The sequence below is a fragment of the Paeniglutamicibacter kerguelensis genome (assembly GCF_017876535.1).
In the GTDB taxonomy this organism is placed as follows: domain Bacteria; phylum Actinomycetota; class Actinomycetes; order Actinomycetales; family Micrococcaceae; genus Paeniglutamicibacter; species Paeniglutamicibacter kerguelensis.
Genome location: NZ_JAGIOF010000001.1, coordinates 370218 through 385339, shown reverse-complemented (window position 1 = coordinate 385339; position 15122 = coordinate 370218). Strand labels below are relative to the sequence as shown.

The 15122-nt window shown below is 59.7% G+C and carries 16 protein-coding genes; 12 read left to right on the top strand and 4 right to left on the bottom strand.

The window, feature by feature from the left end:
• Window positions 1-10 precede the first annotated feature (10 nt).
• Complete coding sequence (locus JOF47_RS01775) at window positions 11-706, top strand: response regulator (RefSeq protein ID WP_209995564.1); 696 nt, start codon at window positions 11-13, stop codon at window positions 704-706.
• Window positions 707-819: 113 nt separating this feature from the next.
• Here JOF47_RS01775 and JOF47_RS01770 read toward each other — a convergent pair whose 3' ends face one another.
• Together JOF47_RS01770 and JOF47_RS01765 are read right to left on the bottom strand one after the other, a co-directional pair.
• Window positions 820-1182 (bottom strand): VOC family protein, encoded by a 363-nt coding sequence (locus tag JOF47_RS01770; RefSeq protein WP_342592680.1) that lies wholly within the window; start codon window positions 1180-1182, stop codon window positions 820-822.
• A 105-nt stretch (window positions 1183-1287) separates the two neighbouring features.
• Window positions 1288-2196 (bottom strand): macrolide 2'-phosphotransferase, encoded by a 909-nt coding sequence (locus JOF47_RS01765; RefSeq protein ID WP_209995562.1) that lies wholly within the window; start codon window positions 2194-2196, stop codon window positions 1288-1290.
• A gap of 740 nt (window positions 2197-2936) precedes the next feature.
• Here JOF47_RS01765 and JOF47_RS01760 point away from each other — a divergent pair.
• The 8 genes from JOF47_RS01760 to JOF47_RS01725 all read left to right on the top strand — a co-directional run bounded on the left by JOF47_RS01760 (window position 2937) and on the right by JOF47_RS01725 (window position 10113).
• A complete protein-coding gene (locus tag JOF47_RS01760) occupies window positions 2937-3164 on the top strand; it encodes a Flp family type IVb pilin (protein WP_209995561.1) in 228 nt (75 codons plus the stop codon).
• 119 nt (window positions 3165-3283) lie between these two features.
• Window positions 3284-3676, top strand: coding sequence for a TadE/TadG family type IV pilus assembly protein (locus JOF47_RS01755; protein ID WP_209995560.1), 393 nt, complete (start codon window positions 3284-3286; stop codon window positions 3674-3676).
• Complete coding sequence (locus JOF47_RS01750) at window positions 3664-4710, top strand: pilus assembly protein TadG-related protein (RefSeq protein WP_281070227.1); 1047 nt, start codon at window positions 3664-3666, stop codon at window positions 4708-4710. The genes JOF47_RS01755 and JOF47_RS01750 overlap by 13 nt, the downstream gene beginning before the upstream one ends.
• A gap of 66 nt (window positions 4711-4776) precedes the next feature.
• Window positions 4777-5520: a Flp pilus assembly protein CpaB gene (gene cpaB, locus JOF47_RS01745; protein ID WP_209995558.1), complete on the top strand. Its 744-nt coding sequence runs from the start codon at window positions 4777-4779 to the stop codon at window positions 5518-5520.
• Window positions 5517-6713, top strand: coding sequence for a CpaE/TadZ family protein (locus tag JOF47_RS01740; protein ID WP_209995557.1), 1197 nt, complete (start codon window positions 5517-5519; stop codon window positions 6711-6713). The genes cpaB and JOF47_RS01740 overlap by 4 nt, the downstream gene beginning before the upstream one ends.
• Before the next feature lie 191 nt (window positions 6714-6904).
• On the top strand, window positions 6905-8263 hold the full coding sequence (locus tag JOF47_RS01735) for a TadA family conjugal transfer-associated ATPase (RefSeq protein WP_209995556.1): 1359 nt from the start codon (window positions 6905-6907) through the stop codon (window positions 8261-8263).
• A 125-nt stretch (window positions 8264-8388) separates the two neighbouring features.
• Complete coding sequence (locus JOF47_RS01730; protein ID WP_342592679.1) at window positions 8389-9213, top strand: type II secretion system F family protein; 825 nt, start codon at window positions 8389-8391, stop codon at window positions 9211-9213.
• 12 nt (window positions 9214-9225) lie between these two features.
• Window positions 9226-10113, top strand: a complete 888-nt coding sequence (locus tag JOF47_RS01725) for a type II secretion system F family protein (RefSeq protein ID WP_342592678.1) — start codon at window positions 9226-9228, stop codon at window positions 10111-10113.
• Between the two features lie 28 nt (window positions 10114-10141).
• On the opposite strand, the gene JOF47_RS01720 is transcribed toward JOF47_RS01725, so the two are convergent.
• Window positions 10142-11059 carry a LysR substrate-binding domain-containing protein gene (locus JOF47_RS01720; RefSeq protein WP_209995554.1) on the bottom strand — a complete coding sequence of 306 codons (918 nt, stop codon included), beginning with the start codon at window positions 11057-11059 and terminating at the stop codon, window positions 10142-10144.
• 114 nt (window positions 11060-11173) lie between these two features.
• Here JOF47_RS01720 and JOF47_RS01715 point away from each other — a divergent pair, with 114 nt between their 5' ends.
• The 3 genes from JOF47_RS01715 to JOF47_RS01705 are packed head-to-tail and all read left to right on the top strand — an operon-like array spanning window position 11174 to window position 14108.
• Complete coding sequence (locus tag JOF47_RS01715) at window positions 11174-12463, top strand: cytochrome P450 (RefSeq protein WP_209995552.1); 1290 nt, start codon at window positions 11174-11176, stop codon at window positions 12461-12463.
• Window positions 12464-12520: 57 nt separating this feature from the next.
• On the top strand, window positions 12521-12844 hold the full coding sequence (locus JOF47_RS01710) for a 2Fe-2S iron-sulfur cluster-binding protein (RefSeq protein WP_209995551.1): 324 nt from the start codon (window positions 12521-12523) through the stop codon (window positions 12842-12844).
• A gap of 4 nt (window positions 12845-12848) precedes the next feature.
• Window positions 12849-14108 carry an NAD(P)/FAD-dependent oxidoreductase gene (locus JOF47_RS01705; RefSeq protein WP_209995549.1) on the top strand — a complete coding sequence of 420 codons (1260 nt, stop codon included), beginning with the start codon at window positions 12849-12851 and terminating at the stop codon, window positions 14106-14108.
• An 11-nt stretch (window positions 14109-14119) separates the two neighbouring features.
• Here the strand turns inward: JOF47_RS01705 and JOF47_RS01700 are convergent, their stop codons facing one another.
• A complete protein-coding gene (locus JOF47_RS01700) occupies window positions 14120-15037 on the bottom strand; it encodes a LysR substrate-binding domain-containing protein (protein WP_209995548.1) in 918 nt (305 codons plus the stop codon).
• Between the last annotated feature and the right edge of the window lie 85 nt (window positions 15038-15122).

Below are 15122 nucleotides of genomic sequence, written 5' to 3'. Positions count from 1 at the left end.
GCAACGGCCCATGACCGAGGGACCACCGAAGACCGATAAACCGGCAAGCGTCAGCGTATTGCTGGTGGACGACCACGCGGCAATCAGGTTGGGCATGCGCATGGTCGTCGAATCCGCACCCGGTTTCGACGTCGTGGGCGAGGCGGAGAACGGGGCTGTTGCCGTCGCCATGGCCTTCGCGTTGCGTCCCGACATCGTGCTGATGGATCTGCGCATGCCCGTGCTGGACGGGGTGGTCGCGACCAGGCAAATCACCGAGAGCCGGTTGTCCAAGGTGCTGGTGCTGACCACGTTCGACCACGATGAGTACCTTTTCGGCGCCCTCAAGGCAGGTGCCCAGGGGTTCCTGCTCAAGACGGCCGCCCCGCAAAGAATTATTGCCGCACTGGAGTCGGTGATGAACGGGGACCAAGTGATTTCCCCGGAGGTCACGGCAAAGCTGGTGAGCGCGGCCCTGGAATCGCGCACCGCCTATCCAGCCCCTCCCCCGCGCGTTGACCCCCGGGAGGTGTTGACCGAGCGCGAACTGCAGGTGCTGCGCGAGTTGGGCACGGGGCTGAGCAACCACGGCATCGGCAGGAGTCTGGGGATCAGCGAAACTACGGTGAAGACCCATGTCTCCCGGGTGATCGGAAAACTGGAAGTCACTTCCAGGCTGCAGGCGGCGCTGGTGGCCCACGCAACGTTCACGGCCGGCGACGGCTAGGGCACAGCACGGCCTCCAAGCTTGCCGAGTGACTCAACCAACCCTGACAGCCATCCAATAACGCCTTGCCTGTAGGTGAGAGGCCGCGTGCTGGTGCACCTATACCGGAACGCCTACCAGCTGACCAAGCAGAACGGGTGGCGCTGCGGATCCAGATAAACCCGGTAGGTCTTGGAGCCGGCCGCCATCGACGTCGCTCCCAGCGCCAGAACCTCTGTTTCGGCCAAGTCCAGGTCCTTGACCTTCACATCGATGTGGGCCTGTTGCGGGTGCAGGTGACCGGGCCATTCGGGCGCCACGTATGGATCGACACGCTGGAAAGCAATCGCCGGGCGATCCGGCGCGTCACCGATGCTCACCCAGTCGTCGTCGTTTGTCACCCGAACCATGCCCAGCAGCTGCTCGTAAAAGCTGGCCAGCGCATCGGGATTTTCGCAGTCTATGACCAGTGCCTGCCAAGAGCCAATCATTTTCATGCGCCCCTTCGGATCGGCGCGGGCACCCGGTTGAGCCCGTCCCCCACCCAGTATGCGCCGGCACTGATGCCACTTCTAGAGCAGTACCGTTTCCAAATTCGGAGCTCAGCCCGATCGATCCTCGGACGCTGCCGAATCCAATAGCTTTTGTGCCGAGACACGATGTTCCGGTTCTCCCGTAGTCAACGCATAGCACGCATAGGTCACAGGCCCTGCGGCAATCAATGCCTCACATTGGCCAATGAGATTGGGGCGATGCGGTCCCCCTGCCGCTTCGTAGGCGCGCACTGTCATGGCAAAGGCCTCTGGGCTCGCCAACATGTAGTGATACATGAATTCCACGGCGGGATCAGTGACACGTGCCGTAGTCCAGTCGAGCACAGAGCAGATCTTGACCCCGGATTGGAGCAAGAGGTGTGCGGGATACAGTTCGCCGTGAGTAAACACGGTGAATGTAGGCCAGTAGCTGTCTTCCCGAATCCATGCGGTCCAACGCTCCAGCAACACGTTGGGGATACTGAAGGCCCCGCGTACTTTCGCGAGGTCATTGAGCCAGGAGCTGCGAACATCCGATGCGTGATGTACCGGGATCCCGGCGGCACGCGCAGTTTCCGGGTCAATGGCATGCAGCTGGGCAATCAGCTGCCCCAGTTCGACGCAGTAGGCCGGGTTTTCCCGGTCAAAATTCCAGATTGGTTCGCCAGTTTCCGTGTCCAGCGTCAGACCTGGTTCACCAGGCAGCAACGGATATGCAATCAATGCATCACTGTGGATCCGCCAATCGGGCACGTTGAACATCACCCGCGGTTTCACAAAATCGAGGATAGTGGCTTCTTCCTTGATCTTCACTGAAACATCGGGGCGCCGCGGGATACGAAGTACCCATCGTTGGTCAGCAGTGCTTGTTGCGAAGACAACCTGATAATCCAAACCGGCTTCGTTGATCCTCAGAGAAGCTGGTTCCAACGCCAGGCCGTGGTCCGAAGCGAGGGCAAGTATCTGAGTCGTGTCCATTCCAATGACTTTACTGGGATTCAGAAGGGCTTTCGAGAGCAAAACGAAATTCCACGCTGAGGATCCGGAGGAGCTCCGACAATCACGATTGTTCAGCTCAGACGTCCCCGTGGCATGCGCTCGTGCACGATGCGAATCTACTGATCTCATTTCGGGGCCGGGCCTGATTAGCGCGGTCAATCGCGAGGGGAGACAAGTCGTAGGCGCCGCCAGAAACGTATAAAAGACGCTCAATCCGAAAACGCTTCAGAGCAACAAATAATCAGTGGCAGCCAAGAAGAGCCTGAAGAATTCATCGGCATCATAGGAGTCCGCATACTTCAGGGTCCTGCGATCGCTTGCAAGTATCTGGAAAATGGTTGAACACGAGTCGAAAACGATCCATCCGCTATAACACCCGACCGCAATAGGTTCCATAAGATTCATTGCGAGGCCGGGCATCCCAGGCAACGCATGAATACTTGCCATCGTCCGGTATGTCAAAGCCTGATTTGAGAAATGAAATATCCACAAAGAGAAAGATTCGAGAAGTCCCTTTACAGGCCCACAATTCTCTCCTAGACTCCAAGTCAGATGCCAGTGGCTGGGGAACCGCTTGGGGGGCTGCTAAATGCAGCAGGCATCGAATGGGGTCAAGATTCTGGGGGCCACTTCATTCCTTCATAACTTCTCGTCAAGATTGATTCGCTGGGGGGCGACAATTGTTGCGCCTTCTTGATTCGCAGAAAATGGAGTTAAAAATGAACACTTTGTTCGCAAACATCTACCTTGCACTTCAGACCGTCGGCAACAAGCTGCGCGGCGAAGAACAAGGGGCAACGGCCGTGGAATACGGCATCATGGTAGCTGGTATTGCCGTCGTCGTTGTTGGTGCCGTGTTCCTGCTTGGCGGCTCGATCGAAGGCCTGTTCACCGATGTAAAGGGTTGTGTTGACGGGGCAACAACGGGCGTTACCACTGCATGCTAGTAAAGATGGGGGCTGAATCGAGCAACTAGTCGGGTGGGCGGACCAGCATTCCAGCTGTAGGCCCACCCCACCCCACCCACTATCCATTCGCTTCCAACCCCAGCCGGGAAGGTCGGAGCATGCGCGATAAAAATCAGCAAGGAGCGTCTGCAGTTGAATTTGCTCTAATTTTGCCACTTTTGCTGACATTAATGCTTGGTGTAATCGAATTTGGTTTTTTCTTCAATCAGCAATTATCGATTACACAGGCTGCGCGTGAAGGTGCCCGCGACTACGCTATTCACCATTCGGACCCTGGATATTCCCAGGCAGAACTAGAAGCCATAGTTGCGAAAGCAGCGCCAGCGCTTGGAGAAGTAACAACTAAAGTCAGCTCAACGAATAATTGCTCTGGATCAAGCAAGACGGCGATCGTGACAGTAAGTCGTTCATACACGACACTTACTGGATGGTTTGAATTTCTGACTGACACGGAGTTGAACGGCGAAGGAGCAATGAGATGCGGGGGGTAAGCCAAGGGTTTCAACTCACTCTCAAATCGAACGAGAGAGGATCTTCAAGCATCGTCGTGGCTCTCCTGATGGTTGCGTTGCTGGGCTTTGCCGCCATCTCCATTGACGTCGGGAAACTATATTGGGAAAAAGCTCAACTCCAAAACGGCGCCGATGCCGGCGCATTAGCTCTGGCCTCGATCTGCGGCAGGGACTCCAATGACCCGCTGTGTAGTCCCAGTTCGGAGATCGTACGGGACCTTGCAAATGACAATTCCAATGACAATGAATCCAACGTTTACTCCGTTGACATCAAAAGCAATGAAGTAACGGTTAACACCACGGCTTCTGAAGTTGGAGCACCAGCAAATTCAGTTTCGGTCTGGTTCGCGCAAATCCTTGACCCCTCTTTTGCCAGTGCTGAGGTAGGGGCCAGTGCAACTGCCGGATGGGGTGCTCCCACGGCCCTCAGTGCCAAGTTCCCAGTCACTTTTTCAAAGTGTGAGATTGCCACAGCACCAGTGGGGCCCACTGGGCTGCAGTTCTTCCTGGCACACAAGAAGAATGACAAATGTGATGGACCACAATCAGGGCTCAACATTCCAGGTGGATTCGGCTGGTTAGAGCAAAATGGTAAGACATGTTCTGCGGCGACCCGGGTCGGCCAATGGATTGGCTCAAGCACAGGCAATTCCTACAACAAGACCGGATGCAATGATCAATTGCTTAAATGGAAAGAAAAGCTTGTAAAGGGTGAAAAGGTAATCATTCTTTTGCCGGTGTTTGACGGGCATGGCACGTCCGGCGGCGGAAGCGGTGGATCGTATTTCATATCAGGCTACGCTGCCGTTGAAATCCAAGGCTGGATGTTCAAGAACAACGACTCGCTCCTTGACTTCCAGGCGAATTCTGACGCGAAATCGATTCGAGGTAAGGGCGGCAGCGAAGTGGGTTTTATCGGTCAGTTTCTCCGTTTCGTTTTCGATGACGAAGACGTTGAGTTCGGAAGTGGAGGTCCTAATTACGGGGCTGACGTCATCAGACTGACCAAATAAGCAAACAAGAATTCAAGGCGATGAATTTTTCGCCGCACATAGCAAGATCATGACTGGGGGCATTTCATGAAAACACGGCTGCTGGCGGGCACTGCCGCACTCGTGCTGGCAATTGTCGGTGCCATACTCCTCTATACATATGTCAGTGCCGCAGACGCGCGAGCGCAAGCTTCATTAAATCCGGTCCAGGTACTTGTGGCAACGAAGAACATAGCGGCCGGGACTCCCATCAATGAATTGGGGCAGTCCTTGACCACCAAACAGCTGCCAGCTGCAGCCGTAACTGGCGATGCCGTTGCCTCGCTCAAGGACCTGGACGGAAAGGTGTTGGCACAAGACATGGTCCTTGGCGAACAGTTGCTGTCCGCCAAACTAGTCACGGAAGACTCAATGCTTATTCCCGGAACGATTGCCGTACCGAAGGGCAAGCAAGAAGTGACGGTATTGCTCGAGCCGGCACGCGTCGTGGGATCCATGCTGAGGGCCGGCGACACCGTGGGCGTTTTCGGCAATTACACGGTCAAGGACAAGAACAATAAGGACGCCGAAGAGGAAAAGGTCACGAAGCTTCTTTACGACAAGGTACTAGTCACGGCCATCCAGGTGGCCCCTCAGGAACAGACCTCATCCAGCAAGGACGTGGCGGCGTTGCCGTCGGGTTCGGCATATGTGACGTTTGGCGTTGATTCACTGCAGGCAGCAAAAATCATTCACAGCCAAGAATTCGGAAGCCTGTGGCTGACCAAGCAGAACAAAAAAACACCCGCCGGCAACAAGACTCCAATCACCATTAATGAGGTACTCAAATGAGCCGCTTTCTGTTACTCACCGATCTTCCTGACTTTGAAAAGGTTGCCCAGCTGGCGATCGACGGTTCACTGCCCGGAAATCTGCAGCGAGTGCCGGCGGCCGCAGCGCAACTCACTCCCGAGGAACTACTCTTGCGAAGCCTGGGCGAGCCAACTGACGTGTTGTTGCTTGGACCTGACGTCAACAGAAACACGGCAATGGATCTGGCCACGGCCATGGACCTATTGCACCCGGATATCTCGGTGGTGCTGACCGCCCCTGCAGACTCCGACCTGGTCATGACAGCCATGAGGGCTGGCATCCGCGATATTGCCGACCCGGGTTCCGAGCCCGGGCAACTTCGTATTCTCTTGGAACGAAACTGCCTGACTGCTGACAGCCGGCGCCGCCAATCCGGTGACGGCAAGTCGGACCGCCAACGTGGACGCGTCATAGCCGTCTTGTCACCCAAGGGCGGTGTGGGAAAAACCACCGTCGCCACCAACTTGGCAGTCGGGCTGACCAAGTTTGCGCCCATGGGGGTCGTGATCCTGGATCTTGACCTGCAGTTCGGAGACGTGGCAACAGCCCTTAACCTGGAGCCCGAGCACACGATCACCGATGCGGTCTTTGGTGCGGCAGCTCAGGATTCCATGGTTCTCAAGGCATATCTCAGCGTAGGAGGATCCGGCGTCTATGCGCTGTGCGGACCAAAGAACCCTGCGGACGCCGACCTCATCACCCCCGATCAGGTGGCCATCCTCGTGAGCCAGCTGGCTGCCGAGTTCCAGTACGTCGTGCTGGATACGGCCCCCGGGCTCGGGGAACACCTGCTGGCTGCGCTTGAAATGGCTACGGACGCAGTATGGGTCTGTGGAATGGACGTACCAAGCGTCAGGGGCATGAACAACGGGCTTGCCGTCTTGCGTGAGTTGCAGCTGGTTCCCGAAGGACGTCACGTGGTATTGAACTTTGCCGACAAGCGCAATGGCTTGACCGTTCAAGACATTGAACTCTCCATAGGTTTGCCAATTGATGCCGTCGTTCCGGTATCCCGCGCCGTATCGCTGAGCACCAACAAGGGTGTTCCTCTGCTCGCCGAAAAAACCAAAGGGCCTGCATGGCGCAATCTGGACAAATTTGCCCAACGCTTCGACCCGGGTTCGAAGGACGCGCTGCGTAAGAGCGCGCACCGAAGAGAGGTGCTGCAATGAACCTCGCGGAGAGGCTCAATGCCGTACGAAACGAAGCCCGGCAGCCGGCACCCCCCGTGGTTCCGGCAATGTACGAAGAATCCCTCCCAGCCAATGATTTTCTACCTGCTGAAGCCACGTGGAGCGAAGCAGACTCCTTCACTGGTCCGGTAACCGAACCCGAACAATCCGATTCGATCAAACCGAACAGCATGTTGGCTCGGATGGGTGGCACCACGACTGCCCAGACCCAGCAACGGAACAACGTAGACGGCTTGGCTGCTTTGAAGTCGCGTGCGGGCGAAGAACTGTTCAAACGGCTAGGTTCACGCATCACGGATTCGTCCATGACCGAAGAGTCGCTTCGCAAGATGGCGCGCGAGGAACTCAGCCAGGTAATCGATGCGGAAAACGTTCCGCTCTCCCCCGAAGAACGGCGCCGCCTGATTCGGGACATCGGCGACGAAGTCCTGGGCATGGGTCCCCTGCAGCGGCTGTTGGACGATCCCGAAGTCACCGAGATCATGGTGAACCACTTCCAACAGATCTACGTTGAGCGCAAGGGCCAGCTGGAACTGGTGGATGCCAGATTCAGTTCCGAAGACCAACTACGCCGGGTCATTGAGCGCATAGTTTCCCGGGTGGGACGTCGCATCGACGAGTCTTCACCGCTCGTTGATGCGCGGCTGGAGGACGGTAGCCGCGTCAATGCCATCATTCCGCCACTTGCAGTCAACGGCCCCAGCCTGACCATTCGAAAATTCGGACAGGTCCCGCTGACGGTCCGCAACCTCATTGATCTGGGAACCCTCAGCACAGATATGGCGCACCTGCTCGATGCGTGCGTCAAGGCTCGGCTGAATATCATCGTTTCCGGCGGCACCGGCACTGGCAAGACAACGCTGCTCAATGTGCTTTCCGGGTTCATTCCTGACAACGAACGCATTGTCACCATCGAGGATGCAGTGGAGCTCCAACTCCAGCAGGAACACGTGGTTCGTCTGGAGAGCCGTCCACCGAACATCGAGGGGAAGGGCGCCGTGACGATTCGTGATCTTGTGCGAAACTCCCTCCGCATGCGTCCGGACAGGATTGTGGTTGGCGAGGTCCGTGGTGGCGAGGCGTTGGACATGCTTCAGGCGATGAATACGGGCCACGATGGTTCGGTCTCCACAGTCCACGCAAACACACCCCGGGATGCCGTGGCGCGTCTGGAAACATTGGTGCTCATGGCGGGGCTGAATTTGCCGCTTCGCGCCATTCGCGAGCAGGTGAGCTCGGCCGTTGACCTGATTGTGCAGCTAACTCGTTTACGGGACGGAACGCGCCGTGTCACGCACCTTACCGAGGTCCAGGGCATGGAGGGCGATGTAGTCACACTCCAGGATGCATTTGTCTTCGACTACAGTGCCGGCGTCGATGCCCACGGCAGGTTCCTCGGCAAGCCCATCCCCACCGGGGTCCGGCCGCGGTTCATTGAACATTTCCAAAACGTTGGAATATCGCTCCCTCCAGGTATTTTCGGGAGCATGTCTACCGGTGGCATCGATGCCGGCAAAGGGAGGCGGTAGCGTTGCACCCACTTTTGGCCGTTGCAGGTCTAGTCTGTTCGCTGGGCGCAATTTTGCTGGTGGTGTTGGTCGTGTTTCGACCCGCAAGCGCCGATGTACCGTTGAAGCGTCGTCGGCAAGGCAACGTGAGCGACACCGAATATTCACTGATCACGCGGTTTAGCGGTGCAGCTGTGGGCGCAGTGGAGCGTGGGATCGGCCACAAGGGGGGGCGTCTCTTCAACAGGACGGCACTTCAAGGGGCCGGTCTTAATATGACACCCGCCGAATTCCTGGTTCTATTGTTTTCCGGTGCCGTCGTGGCCGGTTTGCTTGGCTTCGTGGCCATGGGCCCGTTGGGAGCCATCCTGCTCGCAATGTTGGTGCCAGTCGTAGGGTGGATGGTGTTGAGTTTGCGCACATCCAAACGACGCAGCTCCTTTGAAGCACAATTGCCCGACCTTTTGATGACCCTTTCGGGGAGCCTGCGTGCCGGGCACTCCGTCATGCGGGCCTTCGATTCAGCGGCGCAGGAATTCGAAGCGCCGATGTCCGAGGAACTCAGCCGGATCGTGAACGAGGCCCGTGTGGGACGGAACCCGGAATCGACCATGATGGAAATCGCCCAGCGCATGGGCTCGGAGGACTTTTCCTGGATTGCTGAAGCCATCCTGATCAATCGCGAGGTTGGGGGTGATCTGGCCCAGGTCCTGGACCAAGTCGGAGAGACAATTCGCGAGCGGGCTGAGATCAAGGGTCAAGTCAGTGCGTTGGCCGCCGAAGGCAAGATCTCCGCTTACATTTTGGTTGCTTTGCCCATCGGAGTGACGCTGATGCTCGGCCTGATCAATCCCACCTACATCGGAACACTTTTTACGCACCCTCTCGGTATTTTCATGCTCGTCCTCGCCGTGATCATGCTGTGCATCGGGTCTTTTTGGATGAGCCGCACTGTTCAAATCAAGTTCTAGGAGGAGGCCGACGTGGATATCGAAACAATAGGTTGGGCTGCCATAGCTCTGGTGGTGTTGCCGCTGGCGTTCCTTACGTGGAGCTTTGTGTCTGTCGACCGGAACCAGCTGGTACTCATCCGGCAAAACCTGAACCGAGCGCAGGTTAACCTTGGCGAAGAAGCACCACGGCAATCGGAATTCACGACTTTGGCCCGCCATTTGGTTTCCGGAACCTACGCGGCAAAGCTGGATCGTCTGCTGGCCATGGCAGGGCGCCCAGCTACATGGCCACTGGATCGAGTGATTGTTTCCAAGCCAATCGCGGCGTTGCTCTTGGGCGGCTTCGGATTCCTCGTGTTCCTGACGAGCCCGTCTTCACAGCTCTTTATCATGGCAACTGCGTTGTTGGTTCTCGGTTTCTTCCTACCGGACCTACTGGTCTACAACTCGGGGCTCAAGCGCCAGGAAGCCATCCAGCTTGAACTGCCAAACGTCCTGGACCAGTTGCTGATTTCCGTCGAGGCAGGGCTGGGCTTCGAGGGGGCAATGGCTCGGGTAGCTTCAACCAGTCCGGGTCCCATGGCCCAGGAAATGAACCGTGCGCTCCAAGAAATGCAGCTGGGCCGTTCCAGGGCAGACGCCTATGCAGCCTTGGCCGAACGCTCCTCCGTGACGGAGCTGAAATCCTTTGTACGCGCGGTGGTTCAAGCGGATCGCTATGGAATAGGAATCGTCAAGGTACTGAAGACACAGGCCGCGCAAATGCGTGTGAAGCGCCGTCAGCGGGCCGAGGAAAAAGCCATGAAACTGCCGGTAAAAGTCCTCTTCCCACTCTTGACGTTCATCTTCCCGGTGTTGTTCATTGTCATTCTGGGTCCGGCCGTCATCAACATTCTGCAAAGTGGCCTCTTCAAGTAGTTGACCGCCAACGCACCCGGTCGTCCGGCTACCCGCGATTGCGGGTAGCCGGACGGTGTAATTCAAGGGCCAGCTCCAGCATGGCCTCGGCACTGCGTGAAAAGCGGACGCGGCCGTTCCACACCATGGAAATGGGCACGTTGCGCGTGGCCGGATGGATCGGGCGTACCGCCAGATGCTTCCCCTCATAGGAGACGTCCGCGACCGGACGCTGCACCAATATCGCGTAGCCCATCCCCCGGGCCACCATCGAACGAGTCACCTCGAAGTCGGTGGTGCGGAAGCGGATCCAGGGACTCAACCCCGCCGCCGAGAACATCATCTCGGTGTTTTCACGGCTCGGATTGACGTCCAGCAAGATCATGGGCTCGTTGACGAGTTCGGCGAGCGCCACCTTGGGTTTTTCCGCCAAGGGGTGATCCGCCGGCAACACCACCGCTGGCACCGCGTCCAGCAGCCGCTTGCGCGTGAGTCCGGGCGGAACCGTCAACTCATAGGCGATGGCCAGATCCAGCTCGCCCGAAAGCAGCATCTCGTGGATTTCCTGCTGCGTCCCAGCATAGAAGTCCAGCTCCACTGCGGGGTATCGGAGCGCATACTCAGCCATGAGTCTGGTCAGGAGCGTTGGGGCCAAGGATGAATAGCAGCCGATGGCCACCTTGCCACGCAGGGTCGTTCCCGCTTCGGCGGCCATCTCCTGCAGGTCCGTGGCTTCGTGCAGCAGTCCGCGGGCCTTGGCCATCACGTAGTCCCCCGACGGAGTCAGGCTCACACCGTGCGCCTTGCGCCGGATCGTCAATTGCGAGTTGAAGATCCGTTCAAGCTCGTTCAGGGCCCCGGTGATGGCCGAGGGCGAGAGCCGTAATGCCTCTGCCGCCGCGGCGATCGACCCGTGTTCCGCGACGGCCACAAAGCACTCGAGCTGCCGCAACGTGTACTTGGGCATCAATAACCTCTCAAAAACCGTGGATACAGCACTGGAATTCGTACTTTACCCATGGTTATGCCGCGGGTCACACTTGGTGTCAAGCAGTCGTCACTTTCCAGGAGATCCAGCCAGATGAGCCACTCAGCCGTTCCCGCCGCCACCTGTCCGTTCACCGGGGCAAGCACGCCCACCGAAACCGCCGCGGCCGCGGGCGAAGCCGCCGCGGCGGCAGCAACGACGTTCGATGCGGGAATCGAAGCCCCGGTCGCCGACTGGGTCACCATCCCGGATCTGCACGAGAACCCGTTCCCGATCTACCAGCGGATGCGCGAGGAATCCCCCGTGCATTGGGTCCCGGCCGTCAATCGCTATATGGTCACATCCTATGCCGCATGCCACGAGATCGAGCAGGACGAGGCGCGCTTCTCCGCCAACGAACACAACTCGCTGATGAAGCGCTCGATGGGACATTCCATGCTCCGCAAGGACAACCCCGAGCACCAGGTCGACCGCGATGCCTACGGATCCACCCTGCGCCCGGGCACCATCAAGAAGCACTGGAACGCCATTTTCGAGGCCAACAACGAGAAGTACCTCTCCGAACTTTTGGCCAAGGGCCCAGGCGCCGACTTCGTCTGGGACTATGCGGCCCCCTACACCGGTGAAAACCTCCGGCTGATCATGGGCTTCCACAACGCCACCCAGCAGGACATGCAGCGCTGGAGCCAAACGCTGATCGATGGGACCGGCAACTACGCCGACGACCCCGAGGTCTGGGCCAAGGCGAAGGCATCCTCCGACGAGGTCGACGCCGCCATCGACGAGATGCTGCCCCACCTGGCCAAGAACCCCGATCAGTCGCTGCTTTCGGGCTTGGCTTCCATGCCGATCCCGCTGGAGGCCATCCGTGCCAACCTCAAGATGACCATCGGCGGCGGGTTGAACGAGCCGCGCGACGTGCTTGCCACCACCGTGTGGGCGCTGCTGAACAACCCGGAACAGCTGGCCGCGGTGAAGGCGGACCCGAAGCTGCACGCCGTCGCCTTCGAGGAGTCGGTGCGCTGGGTCGCCCCGATCGGCATGTACCCGCGCGAAACCACCACCGACCTGGTCCTGGGCGGGGTCAGGCTGCCCAAGGGCGCTCGCTTGGGTGTGGTGCTCGGCGCCGCAAACCGCGACCCGGAGGTCTTCGAGGACCCGGAAACCTTCAACATCTTCCGCCCCAAGAAGCCGCACCTGGGCTTCGGCGGCGGCGTGCACTTCTGCGCCGGCACCTGGATCGCCAGGGCACAGGTCGCCCAGATTGCCATGCCGTCGGTGTTCGAGAAGCTGCCGAACCTGCGCCTCGATCCAAGCGCCGAGACCGTCGACGCGGGCTGGGTCTTCCGCGGCATGACCAAGATGCCGGTGCTCTGGGGCTAAACAGCCACCGTTTTCGTTCCCCCGATTTCACGTATTTTCCCAAAGGATTCCCCCAGCATGCCTACCATCACCTTTACCCAGCCCACTGGCGAAGCCACCGAAGTCACCGTCGAGGAGGGCACCTCGCTGATGCGCGCCGCCGTCACCAACGGCATCGAGGGCATCGTCGGCGAATGCGGCGGCCAGGCCATGTGCGCCACCTGCCACGTGTTCGTCCGCCCCGAATTCGCCGGTCAACTGCCGGAGGTCAGCGACGACGAGGACGAAATGCTCGACTGCACCACCGCCGAGCGCACCGACTCCTCGCGCCTGGGCTGCCAGATCAAGATGTCCGGCGAGCTCGGCAACATCGTGGTCGATGTCCCCTCGGACCAGGTCTAGGCCCATGGAGAACTTTTCCAGCGAGTCGGTCCTCATCATCGGGGCCGGGCAGGCGGGCATCCAGGTGGCGGATTCCCTGCGCGCCGAGGGCTTCACCGGGGCCATCACCATACTCAACGACGAGGCCCACTCCCCCTACCAGCGCCCGCCGCTGTCCAAGGACTACCTCGGGCCCGAATCCACGGCCGAACCGTTGCCGTTGCGCGGCCCCGGCTTCTTCGCGGCCAAGGACATCACGCTGTTGGCGGCAACAGCGGTTTCCGTCGACACCGAGGCACGCTCCGTGAGGCTTTCCGGTGGCACGTCATTGGACTACACCCACCTGGTGTTTGCCACGGGTGCCGCCAACCGGGCACTGCCCTGCCCGGGCTCCGACCTGGACGGCGTGCACGAGCTTCGCACGCTCACCAACGCCCGGCGGCTGCATGATTCACTATCCACCGCCCGGAAGGTTGTTGTGGTCGGGGCCGGGTTCATCGGCCTGGAGTTCGCCGCCGGGGCCAGGGCCCGCGGGCTGGAGGTCACGGTGCTGGAATTCGCCCCGCGCCCCATGGGACGCGCGCTCTCGGCCACGGCCTCGGACTGGTTCACCCAGCGTCACACCGGGGACGGGATCGACCTGCGCCTGAACGAGGGCGTGGCGGCAATCCACCGCGACGGGGATGGCCTGTCCGTGGAATCCACCACCGGCACACGCTACCCGGCCGACCTGGTGCTCTACGGTGTGGGAGTGAACCCTCGCACCGAACTGGCGCAGGCCGCGGGACTGGAGGTGGAGAACGGGATCGTGGTTGATTCCGCGCTGCGGGCCTCGGTTCCCGGGGTGTGGGCCGTCGGCGACTGCGCGTCCTTCCCCCATCGGGACTCCGGGGCGCGCATGCGCCTGGAATCGGTGCAGAACGCCACGGACCAGGGCCGCCATGCGGCCCGCAGCATCATGGGCGACGAATCGTCCTACGCCCAGACCCCGTGGTTCTGGAGCACCCAGGGTGCCATCAGGCTGCAGATCGCCGGCGTGTCGGAACCCGGCGACGAACCGGTGCTGCTTGGGGATCCCGCCGCCGGGAAGTTCTCCATCGCGCTGCTGCGCAACGGGGCGCTTGCCGCCGTGGAGTCGGTGAACTCGCCGGCCGACCACATCGCCGCACGCAAGCTCGTGGACCTCGGCCTGGCCCTGACCACGGACGAAATCTCCGCACCGGGATTCAGCTTCAAGGCCCTTGCCAAGTCGTTGACAGGGATTCCGCAGCCGGCGCCCGCATAGGCGGATGGCGCTCAGTCCCGGTTCCAGGCCCCGCGCATGACATCGATGGAGTGGCCCAGGAAAGCCTCGGCCCGGGGGCTGAGCGTGGAGGCCTGCGGCCAGATCGCCACGACGGCGCTGGGGCTGTTCGGAGGCTCGAGGTCCCTGATGGCCACGGGCAATCCTTCCAGCGTCATCGACGGGTTGTTGGGCCTGGCCATAAGCAGTCCGTAGCCCAGCCCACGGCCCACCATGGCGTTGACCAGCACCACCTGGGGAAGGGAATAGGCGAGTTTGGGGTGCAATCCGGCATCAGCAAAGAGCCGACGGGTGTTTTCGGTGCTGGGGCTGGAGTCGTAGTTGATCAGCGGTTCGTCTTCCAGGTCGCGTATCGACAGGGATTTCCGCGCGGCCAGAGGGTGGTCCGGGTGCAAGACGACTTCCAGTCGGGTTTCATAGATGTGCCGTTTCGCAAGCCCCGTGGGCAACAAGAGGTCATAGACGATCGCCAGGTCGAGTTCCCCGTTTTCCAGGGCCGGAAGCAGGTCGTCATGGGTACCAACACGCACCGAAACATCGATTTCCGGGTGAAGCGCCGGGAATCCTTCAAGAACGGAGGGCACAACATGGCTGGCGAATGATGCAAAGCACCCGATCGCCACGGGTCCGCGCAGGCGTCCCTCCGTACGGGGGAACGTGCTTCCCAGCTCCAGGGCGTCCGCGACGATGCGGCGCGCCTTGTCGGCGAAGTACTGGCCTGCCGGCGTCATGTGTATGCCGTGGGACTTTCGGCGTACGCACAGTTGCTCGCCCGCGATCCTCTCCACGGCGGTAATGGCCTGAGACAGTGCGGATTCGGAAATCCTGAGTTCGGCCGAGGCCGAGCCAAGGGTTGGATGGCGGGGCAGTTCCGCCATCAGCTCGAGCTGGCGCAGCGAGAAACGAAGCATTCTTAAGTCCAATCAAAAAAGTTGTACATCAAATTGAAGTTTACTCAAACTATGTGGGCTGAAACACTGGTGGGTGACGCATCGC

Bases quoted from the DNA above. Each gene is read 5' to 3' on its own strand.
- JOF47_RS01775 (WP_209995564.1), top strand. From the start codon at position 11: ATGACCGAGGGACCACCGAAGACCGATAAACCGGCAAGCGTCAGCGTA.
- JOF47_RS01770 (WP_342592680.1), bottom strand. From the start codon at position 1,182: ATGAAAATGATTGGCTCTTGGCAGGCACTGGTCATAGACTGCGAAAAT.
- JOF47_RS01765 (WP_209995562.1), bottom strand. From the start codon at position 2,196: ATGGACACGACTCAGATACTTGCCCTCGCTTCGGACCACGGCCTGGCG.
- JOF47_RS01760 (WP_209995561.1), top strand. From the start codon at position 2,937: ATGAACACTTTGTTCGCAAACATCTACCTTGCACTTCAGACCGTCGGC.
- JOF47_RS01755 (WP_209995560.1), top strand. From the start codon at position 3,284: ATGCGCGATAAAAATCAGCAAGGAGCGTCTGCAGTTGAATTTGCTCTA.
- JOF47_RS01750 (WP_281070227.1), top strand. From the start codon at position 3,664: ATGCGGGGGGTAAGCCAAGGGTTTCAACTCACTCTCAAATCGAACGAG.
- cpaB (WP_209995558.1), top strand. From the start codon at position 4,777: ATGAAAACACGGCTGCTGGCGGGCACTGCCGCACTCGTGCTGGCAATT.
- JOF47_RS01740 (WP_209995557.1), top strand. From the start codon at position 5,517: ATGAGCCGCTTTCTGTTACTCACCGATCTTCCTGACTTTGAAAAGGTT.
- JOF47_RS01735 (WP_209995556.1), top strand. From the start codon at position 6,905: ATGTTGGCTCGGATGGGTGGCACCACGACTGCCCAGACCCAGCAACGG.
- JOF47_RS01720 (WP_209995554.1), bottom strand. From the start codon at position 11,059: ATGCCCAAGTACACGTTGCGGCAGCTCGAGTGCTTTGTGGCCGTCGCG.
- JOF47_RS01715 (WP_209995552.1), top strand. From the start codon at position 11,174: ATGAGCCACTCAGCCGTTCCCGCCGCCACCTGTCCGTTCACCGGGGCA.
- JOF47_RS01710 (WP_209995551.1), top strand. From the start codon at position 12,521: ATGCCTACCATCACCTTTACCCAGCCCACTGGCGAAGCCACCGAAGTC.
- JOF47_RS01705 (WP_209995549.1), top strand. From the start codon at position 12,849: ATGGAGAACTTTTCCAGCGAGTCGGTCCTCATCATCGGGGCCGGGCAG.
- JOF47_RS01700 (WP_209995548.1), bottom strand. From the start codon at position 15,037: ATGCTTCGTTTCTCGCTGCGCCAGCTCGAGCTGATGGCGGAACTGCCC.